This is a genomic window from Streptomyces cellostaticus (assembly GCF_023630175.1).
GTDB lineage: Bacteria > Actinomycetota > Actinomycetes > Streptomycetales > Streptomycetaceae > Streptomyces > Streptomyces cellostaticus_A.
Genome location: NZ_JALLIN010000033.1, coordinates 50,049 through 69,209, shown reverse-complemented (window position 1 = coordinate 69,209; position 19,161 = coordinate 50,049). Strand labels below are relative to the sequence as shown.

The 19,161-nt window shown below is 70.3% G+C and carries 16 protein-coding genes and 2 tRNA genes; 12 read left to right on the top strand and 6 right to left on the bottom strand.

The window, feature by feature from the left end; translation table 11 throughout:
- The first annotated feature begins 286 nt into the window (after window positions 1-286).
- The gene (locus MXD57_RS21370) at window positions 287-868 is read left to right on the top strand and encodes a biotin transporter BioY (RefSeq protein ID WP_250403353.1); all 582 of its coding nucleotides are present in this window, start codon (window positions 287-289) and stop codon (window positions 866-868) included.
- Between the two features lie 106 nt (window positions 869-974).
- On the opposite strand, the gene MXD57_RS21365 is transcribed toward MXD57_RS21370, so the two are convergent.
- A complete protein-coding gene (locus tag MXD57_RS21365; protein ID WP_250403352.1) occupies window positions 975-2,399 on the bottom strand; it encodes an amino acid permease in 1,425 nt (474 codons plus the stop codon).
- Between the two features lie 204 nt (window positions 2,400-2,603).
- Between MXD57_RS21365 and MXD57_RS21360 the strand changes: the two genes are divergently transcribed.
- Window positions 2,604-3,089, top strand: coding sequence for a ribose-5-phosphate isomerase (locus MXD57_RS21360; protein ID WP_250403351.1), 486 nt, complete (start codon window positions 2,604-2,606; stop codon window positions 3,087-3,089).
- Window positions 3,090-3,184: 95 nt separating this feature from the next.
- On the top strand, window positions 3,185-3,994 hold the full coding sequence (locus MXD57_RS21355; RefSeq protein WP_250403350.1) for an Fpg/Nei family DNA glycosylase: 810 nt from the start codon (window positions 3,185-3,187) through the stop codon (window positions 3,992-3,994).
- Between the two features lie 37 nt (window positions 3,995-4,031).
- Here the strand turns inward: MXD57_RS21355 and MXD57_RS21350 are convergent, their stop codons facing one another.
- Complete coding sequence (locus MXD57_RS21350) at window positions 4,032-5,273, bottom strand: GNAT family N-acetyltransferase (protein WP_250403349.1); 1,242 nt, start codon at window positions 5,271-5,273, stop codon at window positions 4,032-4,034.
- A 175-nt stretch (window positions 5,274-5,448) separates the two neighbouring features.
- Here MXD57_RS21350 and MXD57_RS21345 point away from each other — a divergent pair, with 175 nt between their 5' ends.
- Complete coding sequence (locus tag MXD57_RS21345) at window positions 5,449-6,621, top strand: PP2C family protein-serine/threonine phosphatase (protein ID WP_250403348.1); 1,173 nt, start codon at window positions 5,449-5,451, stop codon at window positions 6,619-6,621.
- Window positions 6,622-6,662: 41 nt separating this feature from the next.
- Entirely contained in the window at window positions 6,663-7,151 is a 489-nt protein-coding gene (locus MXD57_RS21340; RefSeq protein WP_250403347.1) for an HD domain-containing protein, read from the top strand.
- On the opposite strand, the gene MXD57_RS21335 is transcribed toward MXD57_RS21340, so the two are convergent.
- Window positions 7,141-8,235, bottom strand: coding sequence for an acyltransferase family protein (locus MXD57_RS21335; RefSeq protein WP_250403346.1), 1,095 nt, complete (start codon window positions 8,233-8,235; stop codon window positions 7,141-7,143). The two genes, MXD57_RS21340 and MXD57_RS21335, sit on opposite strands and share 11 nt — an antisense overlap.
- Before the next feature lie 532 nt (window positions 8,236-8,767).
- Here MXD57_RS21335 and MXD57_RS21330 point away from each other — a divergent pair.
- A complete protein-coding gene (locus MXD57_RS21330) occupies window positions 8,768-8,962 on the top strand; it encodes a hypothetical protein (protein WP_143632335.1) in 195 nt (64 codons plus the stop codon).
- A 489-nt stretch (window positions 8,963-9,451) separates the two neighbouring features.
- On the opposite strand, the gene MXD57_RS21325 is transcribed toward MXD57_RS21330, so the two are convergent.
- Together MXD57_RS21325 and MXD57_RS21320 are read right to left on the bottom strand one after the other, a co-directional pair.
- Window positions 9,452-9,919, bottom strand: a complete 468-nt coding sequence (locus tag MXD57_RS21325) for an ASCH domain-containing protein (RefSeq protein ID WP_250403345.1) — start codon at window positions 9,917-9,919, stop codon at window positions 9,452-9,454.
- Between the two features lie 399 nt (window positions 9,920-10,318).
- Window positions 10,319-10,392, bottom strand: a tRNA-Gly gene (locus MXD57_RS21320).
- A 162-nt stretch (window positions 10,393-10,554) separates the two neighbouring features.
- Here MXD57_RS21320 and MXD57_RS21315 point away from each other — a divergent pair.
- From MXD57_RS21315 to clpX, 5 genes are all read left to right on the top strand, one after another.
- Window positions 10,555-10,631, top strand: a tRNA-Pro gene (locus tag MXD57_RS21315).
- Window positions 10,632-10,810: 179 nt separating this feature from the next.
- Entirely contained in the window at window positions 10,811-12,178 is a 1,368-nt protein-coding gene (gene tig / locus MXD57_RS21310; RefSeq protein WP_250403344.1) for a trigger factor, read from the top strand.
- A gap of 288 nt (window positions 12,179-12,466) precedes the next feature.
- On the top strand, window positions 12,467-13,072 hold the full coding sequence (locus MXD57_RS21305) for an ATP-dependent Clp protease proteolytic subunit (protein ID WP_143632556.1): 606 nt from the start codon (window positions 12,467-12,469) through the stop codon (window positions 13,070-13,072).
- A 70-nt stretch (window positions 13,073-13,142) separates the two neighbouring features.
- Window positions 13,143-13,808: an ATP-dependent Clp protease proteolytic subunit gene (locus MXD57_RS21300; protein ID WP_250403343.1), complete on the top strand. Its 666-nt coding sequence runs from the start codon at window positions 13,143-13,145 to the stop codon at window positions 13,806-13,808.
- A gap of 170 nt (window positions 13,809-13,978) precedes the next feature.
- Window positions 13,979-15,265 carry an ATP-dependent Clp protease ATP-binding subunit ClpX gene (clpX, locus tag MXD57_RS21295; RefSeq protein ID WP_199210539.1) on the top strand — a complete coding sequence of 429 codons (1,287 nt, stop codon included), beginning with the start codon at window positions 13,979-13,981 and terminating at the stop codon, window positions 15,263-15,265.
- A 68-nt stretch (window positions 15,266-15,333) separates the two neighbouring features.
- On the opposite strand, the gene MXD57_RS21290 is transcribed toward clpX, so the two are convergent.
- Complete coding sequence (locus MXD57_RS21290; RefSeq protein WP_250403342.1) at window positions 15,334-16,263, bottom strand: hypothetical protein; 930 nt, start codon at window positions 16,261-16,263, stop codon at window positions 15,334-15,336.
- A 137-nt stretch (window positions 16,264-16,400) separates the two neighbouring features.
- On the opposite strand from MXD57_RS21290, the gene MXD57_RS21285 reads away from it, so the two are divergent.
- Window positions 16,401-19,058, top strand: a complete 2,658-nt coding sequence (locus tag MXD57_RS21285) for a valine--tRNA ligase (protein WP_250403341.1) — start codon at window positions 16,401-16,403, stop codon at window positions 19,056-19,058.
- The last annotated feature ends 103 nt before the right edge of the window (window positions 19,059-19,161 follow it).

Genomic DNA, 19,161 nt, shown 5'->3' with positions numbered 1-19,161 from the left:
TGCGCGCCGTCGCCTCCGCCGGAGGGCCGGGACGGGACGGAGGGTCCGGCCGGTCCGGCGGGACGGGTTGGCGGGGTTCCACAGTCCCGCCGACGGCCCCGCCGGTGAGCTGCGCGTCCCCGCCTCAGTGACCGTTGTCACGCCGTACCGGGTGTAACCGCCACCCTTTGTCGAGTGCCCACCAAGTGCCCGTTCCCGCCTTTGTCGATCGCTGACGGTGATCACCGCGAGGCCGCCGGGATAGCGTCACGGTGTCCCATCTGCCCTCGTCCCACGCGGAGTCCCCATGAGCACCGCCACCGCAACCGTCCGCCCCGGTGAAGTCCTCGCCGACCTGCTGCCCGCTTCGCGGGCCCGCGACATCGCGCTGGTGCTCGGCGGTGCCGTGCTCACCGGCCTCGCGGCCCAGCTCTCGGTGCCCGTACCCGGCTCCCCGGTGCCGGTGACCGGACAGACCTTCGCCGCCCTGCTCGTCGGCACCGCCCTCGGCGCCCGCCGCGGCTTCCTCTCCCTCGCCCTGTACACGCTCGCGGGCGTGGCCGGCCTGCCCTGGTTCGCGGGAGGCGGCTCCGGCGCGGGTGCCGTCTCCTTCGGCTACGTCCTCGGCATGCTGCTCGCCTCCGCCGCCGTCGGCGCCCTGGCCCGTCGCGGCGCCGACCGGTCGCCGCTGCGCATGGCCGGCGCGATGGTCCTCGGCGAGGCCGTCATCTACGCGGTCGGCGTGCCGTACCTGGCCCTGGCCGCCCACCTGTCCTTCTCCCAGGCCGTCGCCGCGGGTCTCACCCCGTTCCTGATCGGCGACGCCCTGAAGGCGGCCCTGGCGATGGGCGCGCTGCCCGCCGCCTGGAAGCTCACCGGCCGGCGCTGACGCCGCGCCCCCACGGGGCCGCGCCCCCGGCCGGGCGCGCGAAGGACGAAGGGGAGGGAGTCCCGTGGGACTCCCTCCCCTTCGTCGTGGCGGTGGGCCGGTGAGGTCAGCCGACGGACACCTTCTCCGCCGGGTCCTCCACGGCCGGGGCCGGCCGGCGGCTCACGATCCTCTGCTTGACCAGGGAGGCCGCGATCACGACGGCGGCCACCAGCAGGGAGAGCTCCACGGTCGTCCGACCGCTGCTCTCACCCTGGGTGTCGGTCAGCATGTAGCCGAAGATGCCGATGATGAGCAGGGCCGTGGCCCAGGTCAGGTACGGGTACAGCCACATCTTCACGACGAGCTTCTCCGGCGCCTCCCGCTGGATGATCCGCCGCATCCGAAGCTGCGAGAAGCAGATCGCCAGCCACACGAACAGGGCGACCGCGCCGCTGCTGTTGAGCAGGAAGAGGAAGACCGTGTCCGGGAACTTGTAGTTGAAGAAGACGGCGGCGAAACCGAAGAGCACGGACGCGAGGATCGCCGCCCGCGGCACACCGCGGGAGGTGGTCTGTGCGAACGCCTTGGGCGCGTCACCGCGCTGGCCGAGCGAGAAGGCCATCCGGGAGGCCGTGTACAGACCGGAGTTGAGGCAGGACAGCACCGACGTCAGCACGATGAAGTTCATGACCTGACCGGCGTGCGGGATGCCCAGGGAGCCGAGGGCGGCGACGTACGAGCCGTCCTTCTTGATGGCCGGGTCGTTCCACGGCAGCAGGGTCACGACGACCAGGATCGAGCCCAGGTAGAAGACGCCGATGCGCCAGATGATGCTGTTGGTGGACTTGGTGACGGCGCGCTGCGGGTCCTCGGACTCGCCGGCCGCCAGGGTGGCGATCTCGCTGCCCATGAAGGAGAAGACGACCAGCAGCACACCCGTGAGGATCGCGCCCGGGCCGTGCGGCAGGAAGCCGCCGTGCGAGGTGAGGTTGGCGAAACTCGCCTTGTCGGTGTGCGCGCCCGGCAGCACGCCGAACACGGCCAGCAGGCCGACGACGATGAACGCGCCGATCGCCACGACCTTGATGCCGGCGAACCAGAACTCGAACTCGCCGTAGGAGCCGACCGAGACCAGGTTGGTCGCGGTCAGGACGGTCATCACGATGAGCGCCCAGCCCCATTGCGGCACGGCCGGGATCCAGCCCTCGAGGATCTTCGCGCCGGCGGTGGCCTCCACGGCCAGCACGACGACCCAGAAGAACCAGTAGAGCCAGCCGATGGAGAAGCCGGCCCAGGGTCCCAGCGCGCGGTCGGCGTGCGCGGAGAACGAACCGGAGGTGGGGTTGGCGGCGGACATCTCGCCGAGCATGCGCATCACCAGCACCACGAGCGTGCCGACGAGGGCGTACGACAGAAGGATGCCCGGTCCCGCGGTAGCGATACCGGTACTGGAGCCGACGAATAGGCCGGCTCCGATGACGCCACCGATCGCGATCATCGTCAGATGGCGGTTTTTCAGTCCTGCTTGAAGGCCCGAACCAGGGGTCATGGACGGAATTTCCTTTACGCCAGGCGGAGCTGCCCGCACGAGCGGTGTACGAGCCGGTCCAGTGAATCCGAGGTGAACGGATTCAGGAACCTCTGAATCCAGATTGTTACTTGAGGTTTCCTTGAGGATCTATGGTTCGATTCACATTTTGCCGATGTCGCACCCGCGGCTGCCGCCCCGGAGCGGGCGTGTCACACTCGTCCCATGCGCGTGTATCTCGGCTCCGACCATGCGGGCTACGAACTCAAGAACCACCTCGTCGACTGGCTCAGGGCGGCGGGGCACGAGCCCGTCGACTGCGGGCCCCACATCTACGACGCCCAGGACGACTACCCGCCCTTCTGCCTGCGCGCGGCCGAGCGGACCGCCGCCGACCCCGGCGCGCTCGGCATCGTGATCGGCGGCTCCGGCAACGGGGAGCAGATCGCCGCGAACAAGGTGAAGGGTGTGCGCGCGGCGCTGGCCTGGAGCGAGGAGACGGCCGGGCTCGGCCGCCAGCACAACGACGCCAACGTCGTCGCGGTGGGCGCGCGCATGCACAGCACGCAGGAGGCGACGAAGTTCGTCGAGGTGTTCCTCAACACCCCGTTCTCCGGTGACGAGCGTCACATCCGGCGCATCGACATGCTCGCCGGCTACGAGGCGACCGGCGACCTGCCCCCGATCCCGGCCCACCACCCGCAGCAGTAGCGCCCGTGGGGGGCCGGTACCGGACCGGGCCCCCAGCGGCCTCCCCGCAGGCCGGGACGGGCCGGCGGGACGCGGCAGGAAAGGACACCTCAGCCGTGCCAGAAGGGCACACCATCCACCGGCTGGCCCAGGACTACGCCGAGCGCTTCCAGGGCACCGCCCCACGGGTGACCAGCCCCCAGGGCAAGTTCTCCGACGCGGCGGACCTGCTGGACGGCGCCCTTCTGACCGCCACCGAGGCCCACGGCAAGCACCTGTTCCTCCGGTTCCGGGACACCGACTGGGTCCACATCCACCTCGGCCTCTTCGGCAAGGTCGCCTTCGGCCCGGCCCCCGCGCCCCCGCCCACCGACACCGTCCGGCTCCGGCTCGCCAACGACACCGCCCACGTCGACCTGCGCGGCCCCACCACGTGCGCGCTGGTCACCGGCGCCGAGAAGCGGGCGGTGCACGACCGGCTCGGCCCCGACCCGCTCCGCGCGGACGCCGATCCGGACGCCGCGTACCGCAGGATCTCCCGCAGCCGTACGACCGTCGCCGCGCTGCTGATGGACCAGAAGGTCATCGCCGGTGTCGGCAACGTGTACCGGGCCGAGGTCCTCTTCCGGCACGGCATCGACCCCTACCGCGCGGGCCGGGACCTCACCCCGGCCGAGTGGGAGGCGATCTGGACCGACCTGGTCGCGCTCATGCGCGAGGGCGTGCGCCACAACCGCATCGACACCGTCCGCCCCGAGCACACCCCGGAGGCCATGGGCCGGCCGCCCCGCGTGGACGACCACGGTGGCGAGGTGTACGTCTACCGCCGGGCCACCCGGCCCTGCCACATCTGCGGCACCGGCATCCGCACCGCCGGCCTGGCCGCCCGCAACCTCTTCTGGTGCCCCACCTGCCAGAAGTCATGACCGCGCGGGACGGGGCCGGCCCCCATGGCGGCCGGCGTCAGAAGCCGTGCGGCAGCCACGGCGCCAGCGGCGAGCCGAACGCCACCGCCGCCTCCGCAAGCGCTCCCGGCCGCCGCTCCCGGACCCGGCCGGCCGCCGCCAGCGACAGCAGCGACACCCCGCCCAGGTAGGCGGCCCCCAACTCCCGTACGGACAGCTCCAGATCGGCGGCGTCACGGGTGCGCTCGCAGGACGCGCCCTTCGGGTCGCCGGTCAGCCGCCAGCGCCCCGCGTTCCACGGGCAGAAGGCGTCCTCCACCTCGAACACGACGTCCACCGGCGCCTGGTAGACACGGGCCGACAGCGCGGCGCCGACCTCGACGAGACGGAGGTGGCACGCGTCCCGGAAGCGCGGCCGGCAGCGCCGGATGTCGGAGACCAGGTACTGCCAGGCGTCGTCCACCGGCCGCCCGCGCACGTTCAGGGTCGTCATCAGGTCGATGTCGAACAGGAATTGCCACAGCGCCGCGTCGGTCGCCGGGTCCAGCGCGGCCAGGTCCTCCAGCGACACCGTGCCGTCGTGCCCGCTCGGGCCCCAGCCGAGCTTGGTACGGAACCGGGCGAACCCGGTGACCGCGCCGTCCCGCTCGGCCACCACGCACTGCAGCGCCGACGCGCCGTCCCGGTCGCTCGCCGGGTCGACCAGGGCGGCCTGCTCCCAGTTCGGCTGCCGGGCCAGCATCCCGGGTCTGCGGGGCACCAGGGCCGCGTAGACCGCCTCGCACTCGGCCAGCACCTCGGCGGGCTGCGCGTACCGCAGCCGGACCGACCCGGTCCCGGCGACCGGGGCCAGGGACACCCGGCTCGTGTCGATCTCCGCGTGCAACTGGAAGCTCGCCGCGCCGTATCCGAAGCGGCCGTAGATCGCCGGTTCGGAGGCGGTCAGCGCGGCCAGCGGCTCGCCGAGGGCCCGCACGTCGTCGAGCTGGCGGCGCATCATCGAGGTCAGCACCCCGCGCCGCCGGTGCGTGGCGGACACACTCACCATGGTGACGCCCGCGGTGGGCACCCGGGCGCCGCCCGGCACGGTCATGCGGAAACTGAAGGCCCCGGCCGTCCCCACGATCGTGTCCCCGTCGCGGGCGGCCAGGGAACGGTCGAACTCGGTCACCGACCGGTCCAGTTCGCGCTCCTCGGCGGATGCCTCACCGGCGCCGAAGGCGCGGACCAGGTGGTCGAACCACCCGTCCCACTCCTCGGGGCGCAGCACTGTCAGCTCGGTCACACGCTGGGTCGCCATGCGCCATGCCTATCAGCGCGTCCCGGGACGAGCCAGCGAATTTCTCCCAGGCGGCGGCGCGACGGCCGTTCGTGCCGTTCACTGTGAAGTCCAACCGTGAAGCGGAGCCTCGCACGGGGGACAAGTGGGACCTCCCGTGCCAAGGGGCTGGTCCGATGGATAGGGTCCCGAACTGATGGCAGCAGGACGAGCGCGGCGCTCCAAGGCCGAGACGTTCACGGCCCGGTGGAAGATGCAGTGGCACCGGGTCCGCGTCGGCCTGCGCAGAAGCGCCGTGGACTACTTCCGCGGCGACGGCTCGGACTGGATCGCGCTCGTCGGCCTGCTGCTCACCATTCCCGTCCTCACGGCCCTGACACTCGGCAACTCGGTGTGGTTCTCGCCGGGCGCGCTGGTGCTGCCGATCGTCGCGGGCGGCCTGCTGCTGCGCCCGGCCAGCCTGCTCGGCCTGTACGCCACCGCGGCCACCGCGCTGATCGTGGAGTCGGTGCGGCTCGGCCCGTACACCGAGGGGCCCTCGCGGGTCACCCCGGGCGTGGTCCTGGTGGTCGCCGCGTGCGGCTCCTTCGGGCTGCTCACCGCGCAGTTCCGCAACCGGGTCGGCGTGCCCTGGCGGCGCGGCGGCACCATGCTGTTCGACCTGCGCGAGCGGATCCGGGTGCAGAGCACGCTGCCGAAGCTGCCGCAGGGCTGGCACCACGAGATGGCGCTGCGCCCGGCGGGCGGCCAGTCCTTCTCGGGCGACTTCGTGGTCGCGGCCCGCACCAACGGGGGCCGCACCCTGGAAGTCGTCCTCACGGACGTCTCCGGCAAGGGCATGGACGCCGGATCGCGCGCCCTGCTGCTGTCCGGCGCCTTCGGCGGCCTGCTCGGCTCCCTGCCGCCGCACGCCTTCCTCCCGGCGGCCAACGGCTACCTGCTCCGCCAGGACTGGGACGAGGGCTTCGCCACCTCCATCCACCTGGTCCTGGACCTGGACTCCGGTGACTACGAGCTCTACTCCGCGGGGCACCCGCCGGGCCTCCAGCTCAGCGCGGGCAGCGGGCGCTGGGAGGAGAAGGCCGCCGAGGGCCCGCTGCTCGGGGTCTACGACGGCGCCCAGTTCGACTCCACGAAGGGCTCGCTGCGGCCGGGCGACGTGCTCATGCTCTTCACGGACGGCCTGGTGGAGACCTCCGACCGGGACATCGTCGAGGGCATCGACCGCCTCACCGGCGAGGCCGACCGCTATGTCGCCGGCGGCTTCCACGGCGCCGCCTGGCACCTCATCGAGGCGGTCGCCAAGGACGTCAACGACGACAGGGCCCTGCTGCTGATCTGCCGCGAGGCCACGTCGGCTCCCCGTTGACCCGGGTACCGCGGGCCCGGCGCACCGGGGACACTGGGCCGATGAACCTGACTCCACTCGGCCCCGGCGAGGTCGAGCACCTCGCACGGGCCGCGCACGAGGGACAGACCGACAAGGCGGGGCGACCGTACGCCGAACACCTCGCGGCCGTGGCCGAGGGGGTACGGGCCCGGGGCGGGGACGCCGAACTGATCGCGGCGGCCTGGCTGCACGACGCCGTGGAGGACGGCGCGCTGAGCGAGGAGTGGCTCGAGGGCGCCGCCCTGACGGCACGTACCAAGGCCGTCGTGCGCGCCGTCACCAAGCGCGCCGGCGAGGCCCCCGAGGCGTACGCGCGGCGCATCCTGGCCACCCCGGGCGCGCTGCTGGTGAAGGAGGCCGACCTGGCGCACAACGCCGACCCGGCCCGGCTGGCGGTCCTGGACGAACGGACCCGGAGACGACTGACCGAGAAGTACGCGCGGATGCGGGCACTTCTCGGTCCGGGCCAGGGGGAACCGGGGGCCGGCAGGGCGACGCCTAGGCGCTGACCTTCTCGCGCTCGTGCTCCCTGCGCCGGCGTTCGCGGGCCAGTTCGGTCGCGTCCTGCTTGAACGCCCAGGCCATCTTCGGCTCCATCGCGAACCGGAACACCCGACGCACCGGAGTGGTGCACAGCAGGGTGACGGCGGCGGCCGCGAGGACGGTGACCAGGATCTCGCCCAGCGGGTGGTGCAGCGCGGAGTGGTCGAACCAGCCCCGGTAGTCGGCGAACTTCACCACGAAGCCGTGCAGCAGGTAGCCGTACAGGGTGCCGGCGCCCAGGGCCGTGAACCACATCCTGCGGCGCGGCACCCAGGCGAAGAAGCACGCCGTCAGCAGCAGCGAGCAGGCCATCATCGCCAGCACCATCACCGGGCCCACCCACCACGGCGCGCCGAGTTCCTGGGCGGAGTCGCGGTGGTAGAACCACGCCGTGTTCATGCGTGGCACCGACCACCAGCCGAACGCGAGCGCGCCCGCGAAGACCGGCACCGAGGCGATTCGCACCCAGCGCCGGCGCACCATGTGGAAGTGCTTGGGCTGCATGCACAGGCCGAGCACGAAGTACGGCAGGAACTGCAGCACGCGCTGGAGGTCGAGGTCGTCCCCGATGCTCGGGCTGACGCTGGCGAGCATGGCGATGCCGACGGCCACCGGCAGCGGCCAGCGCACCAGCTTCCACATCGGCGTGGTGAGCCGCCAGACGAACAGGGCGACCAGGAACCAGGTCAGGTACCAGGGGTCGAGGAGGCTGACCTCCTCGTCGGAGTGGTCGACGAGGTTCTTGAAGAGCGGGTACGCCGTCTCGAAGAGGATGTACGGCACGGCCACACCGGTGATCAGCCGCTTCAGCCGGTCCGGGCGCATGTCGAAACTGCGCGAGAAGAAGCCGGAGATGATGATGAACGCCGGCATGTGGAAGGCGTACACGACCGTGTAGAGGGCTTCCAGGACGCGGCTGTCGCCCTTCAGCGGTTCCCAGGCGTGGCCCATCGCGACCAGCACGATGGCCAGGTACTTGGCGTTGTCGAAGAACGAGTCGCGCTGTTTGCCCGGTCTGTCCGCCGCCGTCCGCCCCTCCTGTTCGCTCATCGGGGTACGCGGACCGGGCACTCCGTCGGCCGGCGACTGTGCCGGGGGGAGTGGTCTGCGGTTCTGGCCGGGGGACGAGGCGGCTTCAAACATCTCAGGCACCCTAGCGTCGACGGTGGGATTCCGTAAAACCCCGCCTGTTATTCCTGGTTATCGCGTTCGAGTACCCCCTGATTTACAGAACTTGCCTGCCCTGTCCACGTGATGGTCGGCACAGCAGCACCCTCGTTCGACCTCTATGTACCGATTCATACCGACTAATTCGGTCATACGTTGCCTCTGTGTCATCAATTCGAATTACTTGCGCACATGATGTGTGGACACGGAAAACGGGCCGCGCAATTCCCCGAGCCGCAGGTGCAGGTGTGTGCGTCGAATTGCTGTGCGGGCTCCCGCGGGGCCGGACCACCGGCCGACGTTGTGTCACGGCCCGCATACAAGGGCCGGGTTGGTGGCACGATGGTTCTGGCTGGGGTGCGCGGGGCCGCGTCCCAGGGCCGGGAGAGCGGACCGACCGAAGGTGTGATCAGTTGTGGCCATTTCACTGTCCGTGGTGCTGCTGTTGGCGATCATCCTTGTGGTGCTGATCCGAGGGGGGAACATCAAGGCCGGCCCGGCCATCGTCGCGGTCCTCTTCGGCTTCTTCCTCGCCTCGACCGGCATGGCGCCGTCGATCAACCGCTTCATGAACTCGATAGCGGAGACGATCAACCAGATCAGCTTCTGACCCGACCCGCGCCCCGCCTGCCGCCCACCCTCGCACGGCACACGCCACCCACCCGGCACGAGCCGGGGCCGGCCGTCGGCGGGGCGAGGCGGTGTGCTCCGCCGGTGCGGTCACCGGAGGGGGCGTCGGTCATGCCGCGATCCCGCCGGAAGGCGCGACGAACCACGTGCGCCCGGCCGGGCTCACGGCCTTCCCCCTGGGCCGGGTGGGCCGGGCGTGGCGGGGCCCGCCACCGGCTGGATCCGCCCCCGGGAGGCGAGGCCGGATCGTGCACCGCGCGCCCCGCGGGTTCGGCCACGTCTTGGCCGTGCGGAGCGGGCGACGGGAATGGAACCCGCGCGGCCGGTTCGAAAGCTCGCGCAACCGGGTGAGGGCTGCCCTGGGAGACGTCGGCCTGCGCGGCTTCGGGTGGCGCTCCGCCGTTCTCCGGGACTCCCCGTTGCCCACTGTTCCGACGGGCACGTCAGGGGGCGCGGCGTCACCCGTGGATCAGGAGATCGGTCGATCGGAGACGCGCAGGTCTGCGACGAGGCGGAAGCGCTGCAGAATCGCCAGCGTCCTGTCGTCCACGGTGAAGTCGGGGTCCTCCAGGGCCGTCCGCATCTCCTCGCTGTGCCAGAACCGCTCGTGGCCTTCACGCCACTCGGCGACGCTGGTGTCCCCTTCCCCCTCGTCCACGACGTGGGCAAGATCCACCTGCGCCAGCGGGAGGATACGCACGCCGGTCACCTCGATGACTGCGACCGGACGATCGTCCGAGTCGACGACCACCGAACGGTTCCCGACTTCCGGCAGGGGCTCTCCCGCATGCTCGTAGTCAGCGACGAGTCCTGTCGTGGAGGTCTTGGAACCGTCGAGGACGGCTGCGACGAGCCGGTTGCGCAGTGGGCCGGGGAAGGCGAACTCGGCCCTCGGCATCGACGAGATGTCTGCGGGTGAGGCGGAGCCGGGCATCATGTGATCACCGTAACGACCGCCTGGGCTCACCGGAACGTTGAGGCGCCCGCGCGGTCGGCGCAGCGACTCCGGCCGGGAGCTGCTTCGGCGCGAGTGACCATGGCCCCGTGAGCGTCTGGCGCGTCGGACGGTCTGTGGAGCTGCGCGCGCCAAGGGGCTCCGCGTGAGCTGATGACCCGCCTCGGCCGCAGCTCGACCCGTGCGGCGCCGATCCGTCAGCACACTTCCGGGCGTCGTGAGCGCGAGATCGCCGGCGGTGTGGACGCGGTGATCGTGGATGCTCCGAAGCGCCGCCGTCGGCCGGAGGGGCACGCGGGGGACGCGCAGGGCTGAGCAGCTCGGAGAACGACCGAAGGCCCAGGGGCAGTGAAATTACCGCCTACCTGGGCCTTCGCCGGGTGGAGCGGGCGACGGGAATCGAACCCGCGTAGCTAGTTTGGAAGACTAGGGCTCTACCATTGAGCTACGCCCGCGACAACATGCCGCCGGTCCGGGACCGTGGCACTGCTGAGCATCGTAGCGGGTCGGCCACCGCGGAGGCCAACGCGTTGGACTGCGGCGATGTCGTATGCGCGGCGACGCCGAAACCGGCCGACGGAGTCGGCCCGGACATGTACCCTACGTGTCGCACCAGACGGGGTGTGGCGCAGCTTGGTAGCGCGTCCGCTTTGGGAGCGGAAGGCCGTGGGTTCAAATCCCGCCACCCCGACCACCGGCTCACGGCATCCTGATGATCGCCTTTTGGGGCGCTGACCGGCTGCGGTTACTATGCAAGCTGCGCGCCCGTGTGTCCCGGCCCACTCGGCCTACGACCTCCTCCGGGCGGCGAAATCCGCCGGACCAGTCTGGCTCCGGCAGAAACCAAGAAGTCAGCCACAAGGAGACCGAACCGTGAAGAGCGCCGTGGAGACCCTGAACCCGACCCGGGTTCGGCTCACTGTCGAGGTGCCCTTCGAGGAGCTCAAGGACAGCCTCGACGCGGCGTACAAGAAGATCAACCAGCAGGTCACGGTGAAGGGCTTCCGCAAGGGCAAGATCCCGGCCCGCGTCATCGACCAGCGGTTCGGCCGCGGTGCGGTGCTGGAGGAGGCCGTCAACGACGCGCTTCCGAAGTTCTACACCGAGGCGGTCAACGAGGCCGAGCTCAGCCCGCTGGGCCAGCCCGAGGTCGACATCACCGACCTGAAGGACGGCGAGACGCTGAACTTCACCGCCGAGGTCGACGTCCGCCCGGCCCTGGAGATCCCGGACTACTCCGGCATCGAGGTCGAGGTCGACGCCGTCGAGGTCACCGACGAGGACATCGAGAAGTCCGTCGAGCAGCTCCGTGAGCGCTTCGCCTCCACCTCCCCGGTGGAGCGCGCCGCCGAGGACGGCGACGTCGTCACCATCGACCTGCGGGCCAAAGTCGACGGCGAGGTCCTCGAGGACGGCGTCGCCGACGGCGTCTCCTACACCATCGGCTCCGGTGAGCTGCTCGACGGCATCGACGACGCCGTCAAGGGTCTGTCCGCCGGCGAGGAGGCCACCTTCGCCTCCGAGCTGAAGGGCGGCTCCGCCGCGGGCAAGGAGGCCGAGGTCACCGTCAAGGTCACCCAGGTCGCCGCCCGTGAACTGCCCGCGCTGGACGACGAGTTCGCGCAGCTCGCCTCCGAGTTCGACACCCTGGACGAGCTCCGCGCCGACAGCCGCAAGCGCCTGGCCGACATGAAGCAGTACGACCAGGCCACCCAGGCCCAGGAGCGCGTGCTGGAGAAGCTGCTCGAGCTGGTCGAGGTCCCGGTCCCCGAGAAGCTGCTCGAGGACGAGGTCAACACCCGCAAGCACAACCTGGAGCACCACCAGCTCGGCCAGATGGGTCTGGACCTCGACAAGTACCTGGAGATCCAGGGCAAGACCGCCGAGGAGTTCGAGGCCGAGACCCGCGAGGCCGCGGTCAAGGGCATCAAGACCCAGTTCGTCCTCGACGAGCTGGTCAAGAAGGAGAACCTCAACGTCAACCAGGAGGAGCTCACCGAGCACCTCATGCGGCGTGCGGCCTCCTCCGGCATGTCCCCCGACCAGTTCGCCCAGGCCGTCGTCGAGGGCGGCCAGGTTCCGCTCCTGGTCGGCGAGGTCGCCCGCGGCAAGGCCCTGGCCGTCGTGGTCGACGCCGCCACGGTGAAGGACACCAACGGCGAGGTCGTCGACCTGGACGACGAGGAGGAGACCGAGGCCGCCGAGGCGTCGGAGGCCTCCGCGGAGAACGCCGAGGGCTGAGCGCCCGCACGGCGCCTGCGAAGCGCGTAGAACGGGCCCCCGGGGAGTGTGCTCCCCGGGGGCCCGCGCCGTTCGCCCCCCGGATCCGCGCCCGGCCCCCGCGGCGCCGCCGCTACGCCCCCGGCGAACACTGTCATCTCCGGGATTCCCCGAGGGGACCTGAGCGTTAGGGTCCTTGAATACGGGGGCAGGGGAGTCTCCTGAAACCCCCAGCCAAGCCTCCGGCAGGACGACGTGAGACGGCCCGGCGCCGTCGTAAGACGAGCAGGTGGATACGTGACGAATCTGATGCCCTCCGCCGCCGGCGAGCCTTCCATCGGTGGTGGCCTCGGCGACCAGGTCTACAACCGGCTGCTCAACGAGCGGATCATCTTCCTCGGTCAGCAGGTCGACGACGACATCGCCAACAAGATCACCGCACAGCTGCTTCTCCTCGCCGCGGACCCCGACAAGGACATCTACCTCTACATCAACAGCCCGGGCGGCTCGGTGACGGCCGGCATGGCGATCTACGACACCATGCAGTTCATCCCGAACGACGTGGTCACGATCGGCATGGGCATGGCGGCCTCGATGGGCCAGTTCCTGCTCACCGGCGGCACGGCCGGCAAGCGCTTCGCCCTGCCGCACACGGACATCATGATGCACCAGGGCTCCGCCGGCCTGGGCGGTACGGTCTCGGACATCAAGATCCAGGCCCAGTACCTGCTGCGCACCAAGAAGACCATGACCGAGCTGACCGCGTTCCACTCCGGCCAGTCGGTCGAGACGATCCTCCGTGACGCCGACCGCGACCGCTGGTTCACCCCGGAAGAGGCCAAGGAGTACGGCCTCATCGACGAGATCATCAGGAACGCCTCGGGTGTTCCGGGAGGCGGCGGCACCGGTGCCTGACCGGCCCGGCCACGCCACGCACCGCCGAGACACCAGCCCCCCGAACGCCACCAGGACGGTGAACACCCTCATGACCAACTTCCCCGGCGCCGCCAGCGGTATGTACGAAGGGCCCCGGCCCGACAGCCGCTATGTCATCCCGCGCTTCGTCGAGCGCACCTCCCAGGGCATCCGCGAGTACGACCCGTACGCCAAGCTCTTCGAGGAGCGCGTGATCTTCCTGGGCGTCCAGATCGACGACGCCTCCGCCAACGACGTCATGGCGCAGCTGCTGTGCCTGGAGTCGATGGACCCCGACCGGGACATCTCGATCTACATCAACAGCCCCGGTGGCGACATGACGGCCCTCACGGCCATCTACGACACCATGCAGTTCGTGAAGCCGGACATCCAGACGGTGTGCATGGGCCAGGCGGCCTCCGCCGCGGCCATCCTGCTCGCCGCCGGCACCCCGGGCAAGCGCATGGCGCTGCCGAACTCGCGCGTGCTGATCCACCAGCCGGCCGGCTCCACCGGCCGCGGCCAGCTCTCCGACCTGGAGATCATCGCCAACGAGTTCACCCGGATGCGCGACCAGCTCGAGAACATGCTGGCCAAGCACTCCAACCGGGACATCGAGCAGGTCCGCGAGGACATCGAGCGCGACAAGATCCTCACTGCCGAGGAAGCGCTCGACTACGGCATCGTCGACCAGATCATCTCCACCCGCAAGATGAACAACGAAGCGGTCCGCTGACCGCGGGGGCGTAGGCTCGGGCCCCCTTGGCAGGATCCACGTCGAAGTGAACCCTGCCAAGGGGGACCCGAACACCGGGCCCGGCAAGGTACCGTCGGACATAAGGCAGCACCAGGAGTCGCTGGACTCGAAAGCGTCCAGTCGTCTCCCAGGCGAAGGGGAAGCACACCGTGGCACGCATCGGTGACGGCGGCGATCTGCTCAAGTGCTCGTTCTGCGGCAAGAGCCAGAAGCAGGTCAAGAAGCTCATCGCAGGGCCCGGTGTGTACATCTGCGACGAGTGCATCGATCTCTGCAACGAGATCATCGAGGAGGAGCTCGCGGAGACCAGCGAGGTGCGCTGGGAGGAGCTGCCCAAGCCCCGCGAGATCTACGAGTTCCTCGAGGGCTACGTGGTCGGCCAGGAGGCCGCCAAGAAAGCCCTCTCCGTCGCGGTGTACAACCACTACAAGCGGGTCCAGGCGGGCGAGAACGGCGGCGCCCAGGGCCGTGACGACGCCATCGAGCTGGCGAAGTCCAACATCCTCCTGCTCGGCCCCACGGGCTCGGGCAAGACGCTCCTCGCGCAGACCCTGGCCCGCATGCTGAACGTGCCCTTCGCGATCGCCGACGCGACGGCGCTGACCGAGGCGGGCTACGTCGGCGAGGACGTGGAGAACATCCTCCTCAAGCTGATCCAGGCGGCCGACTACGACGTCAAGAAGGCCGAGACCGGGATCATCTACATCGACGAGATCGACAAGGTGGCCCGCAAGAGCGAGAACCCGTCGATCACCCGCGACGTCTCCGGCGAGGGCGTCCAGCAGGCCCTGCTGAAGATCCTCGAGGGCACCACGGCCTCGGTCCCGCCGCAGGGCGGCCGCAAGCACCCGCACCAGGAGTTCATCCAGATCGACACGACGAACGTCCTGTTCATCGTGGGCGGTGCCTTCGCGGGCCTGGAGAAGATCATCGAGTCCCGGGCGGGCGCCAAGGGCATCGGCTTCGGCGCCACCATCCACTCCAAGCGCGAGCTGGAGGCCAAGGACCAGTTCGAGGACGTCATGCCCGAGGACCTGGTCAAGTTCGGCATGATCCCCGAGTTCATCGGCCGCCTGCCGGTGATCACTTCGGTGCACAACCTGGACCGCGAGGCCCTGCTCCAGATCCTGGTCGAGCCCCGCAACGCCCTGGTCAAGCAGTACCAGCGCCTCTTCGAACTCGACGGCGTGGAGCTGGACTTCGAGCGTGAGGCCCTGGAGGCCATCGCCGACCAGGCCATCCTCCGCCAGACCGGCGCCCGCGGCCTGCGCGCCATCATGGAGGAGGTCCTGATGTCGGTGATGTACGAGGTCCCCTCCCGCAAGGACGTCGCCCGCGTCGTCATCACGGCCGACGTCGTCCACTCCAACGTCAACCCGACCCTCATCCCCCGCGACGCCCGCGGCCGGGGAACGGGCGAACAGAAGACGGCGTAGCCGCACCTGGCAGGACACGCCAAGGGGCCCCGGTCGAACCCGACCGGGGCCCCTTCGCCGTCACCGCGTCACGCCGGGACGCGGATCTCCTTGCGGAACTTGGCGGTCAGCTCGGCGTCGGCCGCCGGGTCGCTGCTCCGGCCCGCGGCGAGGTTCGCGATGTCCATCGGCATGACGAACCCCACGGTGCTGTGGTCACCCCAGACGCAGAACGTCATCGTGACGTCCTTCGGGCCGCCGCTCGTCGAGTCGGTGGGAGCCTTCGCCTGCTGGCACTTGAGGACCGCGCCGTCGAGACCGGCCGGCTCGTACGCCTTCGGCTCGCCCTGGAGGGCGACGTCCTTGCCGTCGCCGCTCTTCCGGGACTCGCTCTTCATGTAGGCGAACATCGCGTCGACGGTCTTGGCGGGGTCGTCGATCGTGCCGTACACACCGCCGAACTGGATCATCTTCTTGCTCAGCGGATTGTCGGCGTCACCGGACGCGTACCCGGCGCTGACGTCGTGGGGGTCCTTCACCCCCCACTTCTCCGCGTCCTTCATGTCGCTCTCGCTCATGGTGCCGCTGTCGCTCTTGGACTTCTTGTACTCGCCCAGCACCGTCGCCGGCGTCGTCAGCTTGTGGGGGCCGTCGTCCGCGACGTCCGAGCCGCCGCTGCCGCCCAGCAGGAGGTACGCGCCCACCGCGATCGCCGCGACCACGGCGACGGCGCCGACGATCAGGCCCGTCTTCTTCGTGCCGCCGCCCGGAGCCGGCGGCTGCGGGGCGCCGTAGGGCTGCTGGGGGTAGGCGCCCGGCTGCTGGCCGTACGGGCCCGGCTGCTGCGGCACACCGCCCTGCTGCGGGTAGCCGTACCCGGGCTGCGGCGGGGCCGGGGGAGTCTGCTGGGGGTAGCCGTAGCCGGGCTGGGGCTGGGGTGCCTGCGGCTGCTGGCCGTACGGGCCCGGCTGGCCGCGGGGCGGCTGCTGGCCGTACGGGCCCGGCTGGTTGTTGCTCATTTCTGGGTGCCCCCTCAGATGCTTATGTGTTCCTGACATCCTGGCGCAGGGGCCGGGGACGCACGGCACCGGGGGCCGCACCGTTACAGAACAAACGCGTTTCGGGACCACCCCGTGACACCTCTAAACTGACCCCCGTGACCGAGAACGCTCAGCAGCAGCCACCCGCGCCCGACTCCGAACTGCCGACCCAGTACGCGCCGGCCGATGTAGAGGGGCCGCTGTACGAGCGCTGGGTAGAGCGCGGTTACTTCGAGGCGGACGCGAAGAGCGACAAGCCGCCGTTCACCGTCGTCATCCCGCCGCCGAACGTCACCGGCAGCCTCCACCTGGGCCACGCGTTCGAGCACACGCTCATCGACGCCCTCACCCGCCGCAAGCGCATGCAGGGATTCGAGACGCTGTGGCAGCCGGGCATGGACCACGCCGGCATCGCCACCCAGAACGTGGTCGAGCGCGAACTGGGCAAGGAGGGCAAGTCCCGCCACGACCTCGGCCGCGAGGCCTTCGTCGAGCGCGTCTGGCAGTGGAAGGGCGAGTCCGGCGGTCAGATCTCCGGCCAGATGCGCCGCCTCGGGGACGGCGTCGCCTGGTCGCGTGAGCGCTTCACCATGGACGAGGGTCTCTCGCAGGCCGTCCAGACCATCTTCAAGCGGCTCTACGACGACGAGCTGATCTACCGCGCCGAGCGCATCATCAACTGGTGCCCGCGCTGTCTGACGGCCATCTCCGACATCGAGGTCGAGTACCAGGACGACGACGGCGAGCTGGTCTCCATGACGTACGGGGAGGGGGACGACACCATCGTCGTCGCCACCACCCGTGCCGAGACCATGCTCGGCGACACCGCCGTCGCCGTCCACCCCGACGACGAGCGCTACCGTCACCTCGTCGGCAAGCTCATCAGGCTCCCGCTGACCGACCGTTCCATCCCGGTCGTCGCGGACGAGCACGTCGACCCCGAGTTCGGCACCGGCGCCGTCAAGGTCACCCCGGCCCACGACCCGAACGACTTCGAGATCGGCCAGCGGCACGACCTGCCGTCCCTCACCGTGATGGACGAGCACGCCGTCATCACCGCGCACGGCCCCTTCCAGGGCCTGGACCGCCTCGAGGCCCGCTCCGCCATCGTCGCCGCGCTGCGCGCCGAGGGCCGGATCGTCGCCGAGAAGCGTCCCTACGCCCACTCCGTCGGCCACTGCTCGCGCTGCAAGACCACCATCGAGCCGCGCCTGTCCATGCAGTGGTGGGTCAAGGTCGGTCCGCTGGCCAAGGCCGCCGGTGACGCCGTCCGCGACGGCAAGGTCAAGATCCATCCGCAGGAGATGGAGAAGCGGTACTTCGACTGGGTCGACAACCTCCACGACTGGTGCATCTCGCGGCAGCTCTGGTGGGGTCACCGCATCCCGGTCTGGTACGGCCCCGGCGGCGAGGTCGTCTGCGTCGGCCCCGACGAGCAGCCGCCCGGCACCGAGGCGGAGGGCTGGAAGCAGGACACCGACGTCCTCGACACCTGGTTCTCCTCCGGCCTGTGGCCGTTCTCCACCCTCGGCTGGCCCGAACAGACCGAGAGCCTCGCGAAGTTCTACCCGAACTCCGTGCTGGTCACGGGCTACGACATCCTCTTCTTCTGGGTCGCCCGGATGATGATGTTCGGCCTGTACGCCATGGACGGCACCCCGCCGTTCCACACCATCGCCCTGCACGGCATGGTCCGCGACCAGTTCGGCAAGAAGATGTCGAAGTCCTTCGGCAACGCGGTCAATCCGCTGGACTGGATGGACAAGTACGGCTCCGACGCCCTGCGCTTCACCCTCGCCCGCGGTGCCAACCCCGGTGTCGACGTGCCCATCGGCGAGGACTGGGTCCAGGGCTCCCGCAACTTCGCCAACAAGATCTGGAACGCCACCCGCTTCGCGCTGATGAACGGCGCGACGGTGGACGGCCCCCTGCCGGAGCCGGCGCGGATGTCCGCCACCGACCGCTGGATCCTGTCCCGGCTGAACTCGGTCGTCGCCGAAGTCGACGCGTTCTACGACGACTTCCAGTTCGCCAAGCTGTCCGACGCCCTCTTCCACTTCGCGTGGGACGAGGTCTTCGACTGGTACGTCGAGCTGTCCAAGACGACGTTCCAGGCGGGCGGCGAGGCGGCCGAGGTCTCCCAGCGCGTCCTGGGCGAGGTCCTGGACGTCACGCTCAGGCTGCTGCACCCGGTCGTCCCGTTCGTCACGGAGACCCTGTGGACCACCCTCACGGGTGGCGAGTCGGTCGTCATCGCCGAGTGGCCGGCCGCTGTGCTGGTTCCCGGTGCCGACGCACCGGACGGCTTCCACGACCGGGCGGCCGAGCAGGAGATCGGGACCCTGCAGTCCGTCATCACCGAGGTCCGCCGCTTCCGCGCCGACCAGGGCCTCCAGCCGGGGCAGCGGGTCCCGGCCCGGCTGACGCTGGACGGGACGGCGCTGGCCCCGCACGAGGCCGCCATCCGCCAGCTCCTGCGCCTGCAGCCGGAGGGCGAGGCCTTCACGGCCACCGCCACCCTGCCGGTCGCCGGCGCCGAGGTCGCCCTCGACCTCTCCGGCACCATCGACGTGGCCGCCGAGCGCAAGCGCCTGGCGAAGGACCTGGCCGCCGCCGAGAAGGAGAAGGCCCAGTCCACCGCCAAGCTGGGCAACGAGGCGTTCCTGGCGAAGGCCCCGGAGAACGTGGTCGACAAGATCCGCACCCGCCTCGCCAAGGCCGACGAGGACATCGCCCGCATCCAGGCCCAACTGGACAGGCTCCCGAAGCCGTAGCCGACGCGGCCGGCGCGGGCGCGCCGGCCCGGTGAACAGCGGCCAAGGCCCCCGGAGCTCCACCGGACGCTGCGTCCTCCACCGCTCCGGGGGCCTTCGCCCA

Coding starts and splice junctions, on each gene's coding strand:
- MXD57_RS21370 (WP_250403353.1), top strand. CDS start 287: ATGAGCACCGCCACCGCAACCGTCCGCCCCGGTGAAGTCCTCGCCGAC.
- MXD57_RS21365 (WP_250403352.1), bottom strand. CDS start 2,399: ATGACCCCTGGTTCGGGCCTTCAAGCAGGACTGAAAAACCGCCATCTG.
- MXD57_RS21360 (WP_250403351.1), top strand. CDS start 2,604: ATGCGCGTGTATCTCGGCTCCGACCATGCGGGCTACGAACTCAAGAAC.
- MXD57_RS21350 (WP_250403349.1), bottom strand. CDS start 5,273: ATGGCGACCCAGCGTGTGACCGAGCTGACAGTGCTGCGCCCCGAGGAG.
- MXD57_RS21345 (WP_250403348.1), top strand. CDS start 5,449: ATGGCAGCAGGACGAGCGCGGCGCTCCAAGGCCGAGACGTTCACGGCC.
- MXD57_RS21340 (WP_250403347.1), top strand. CDS start 6,663: ATGAACCTGACTCCACTCGGCCCCGGCGAGGTCGAGCACCTCGCACGG.
- MXD57_RS21335 (WP_250403346.1), bottom strand. CDS start 8,235: ATGAGCGAACAGGAGGGGCGGACGGCGGCGGACAGACCGGGCAAACAG.
- MXD57_RS21325 (WP_250403345.1), bottom strand. CDS start 9,919: ATGATGCCCGGCTCCGCCTCACCCGCAGACATCTCGTCGATGCCGAGG.
- MXD57_RS21305 (WP_143632556.1), top strand. CDS start 12,467: ATGCCCTCCGCCGCCGGCGAGCCTTCCATCGGTGGTGGCCTCGGCGAC.
- MXD57_RS21300 (WP_250403343.1), top strand. CDS start 13,143: ATGACCAACTTCCCCGGCGCCGCCAGCGGTATGTACGAAGGGCCCCGG.
- MXD57_RS21290 (WP_250403342.1), bottom strand. CDS start 16,263: ATGAGCAACAACCAGCCGGGCCCGTACGGCCAGCAGCCGCCCCGCGGC.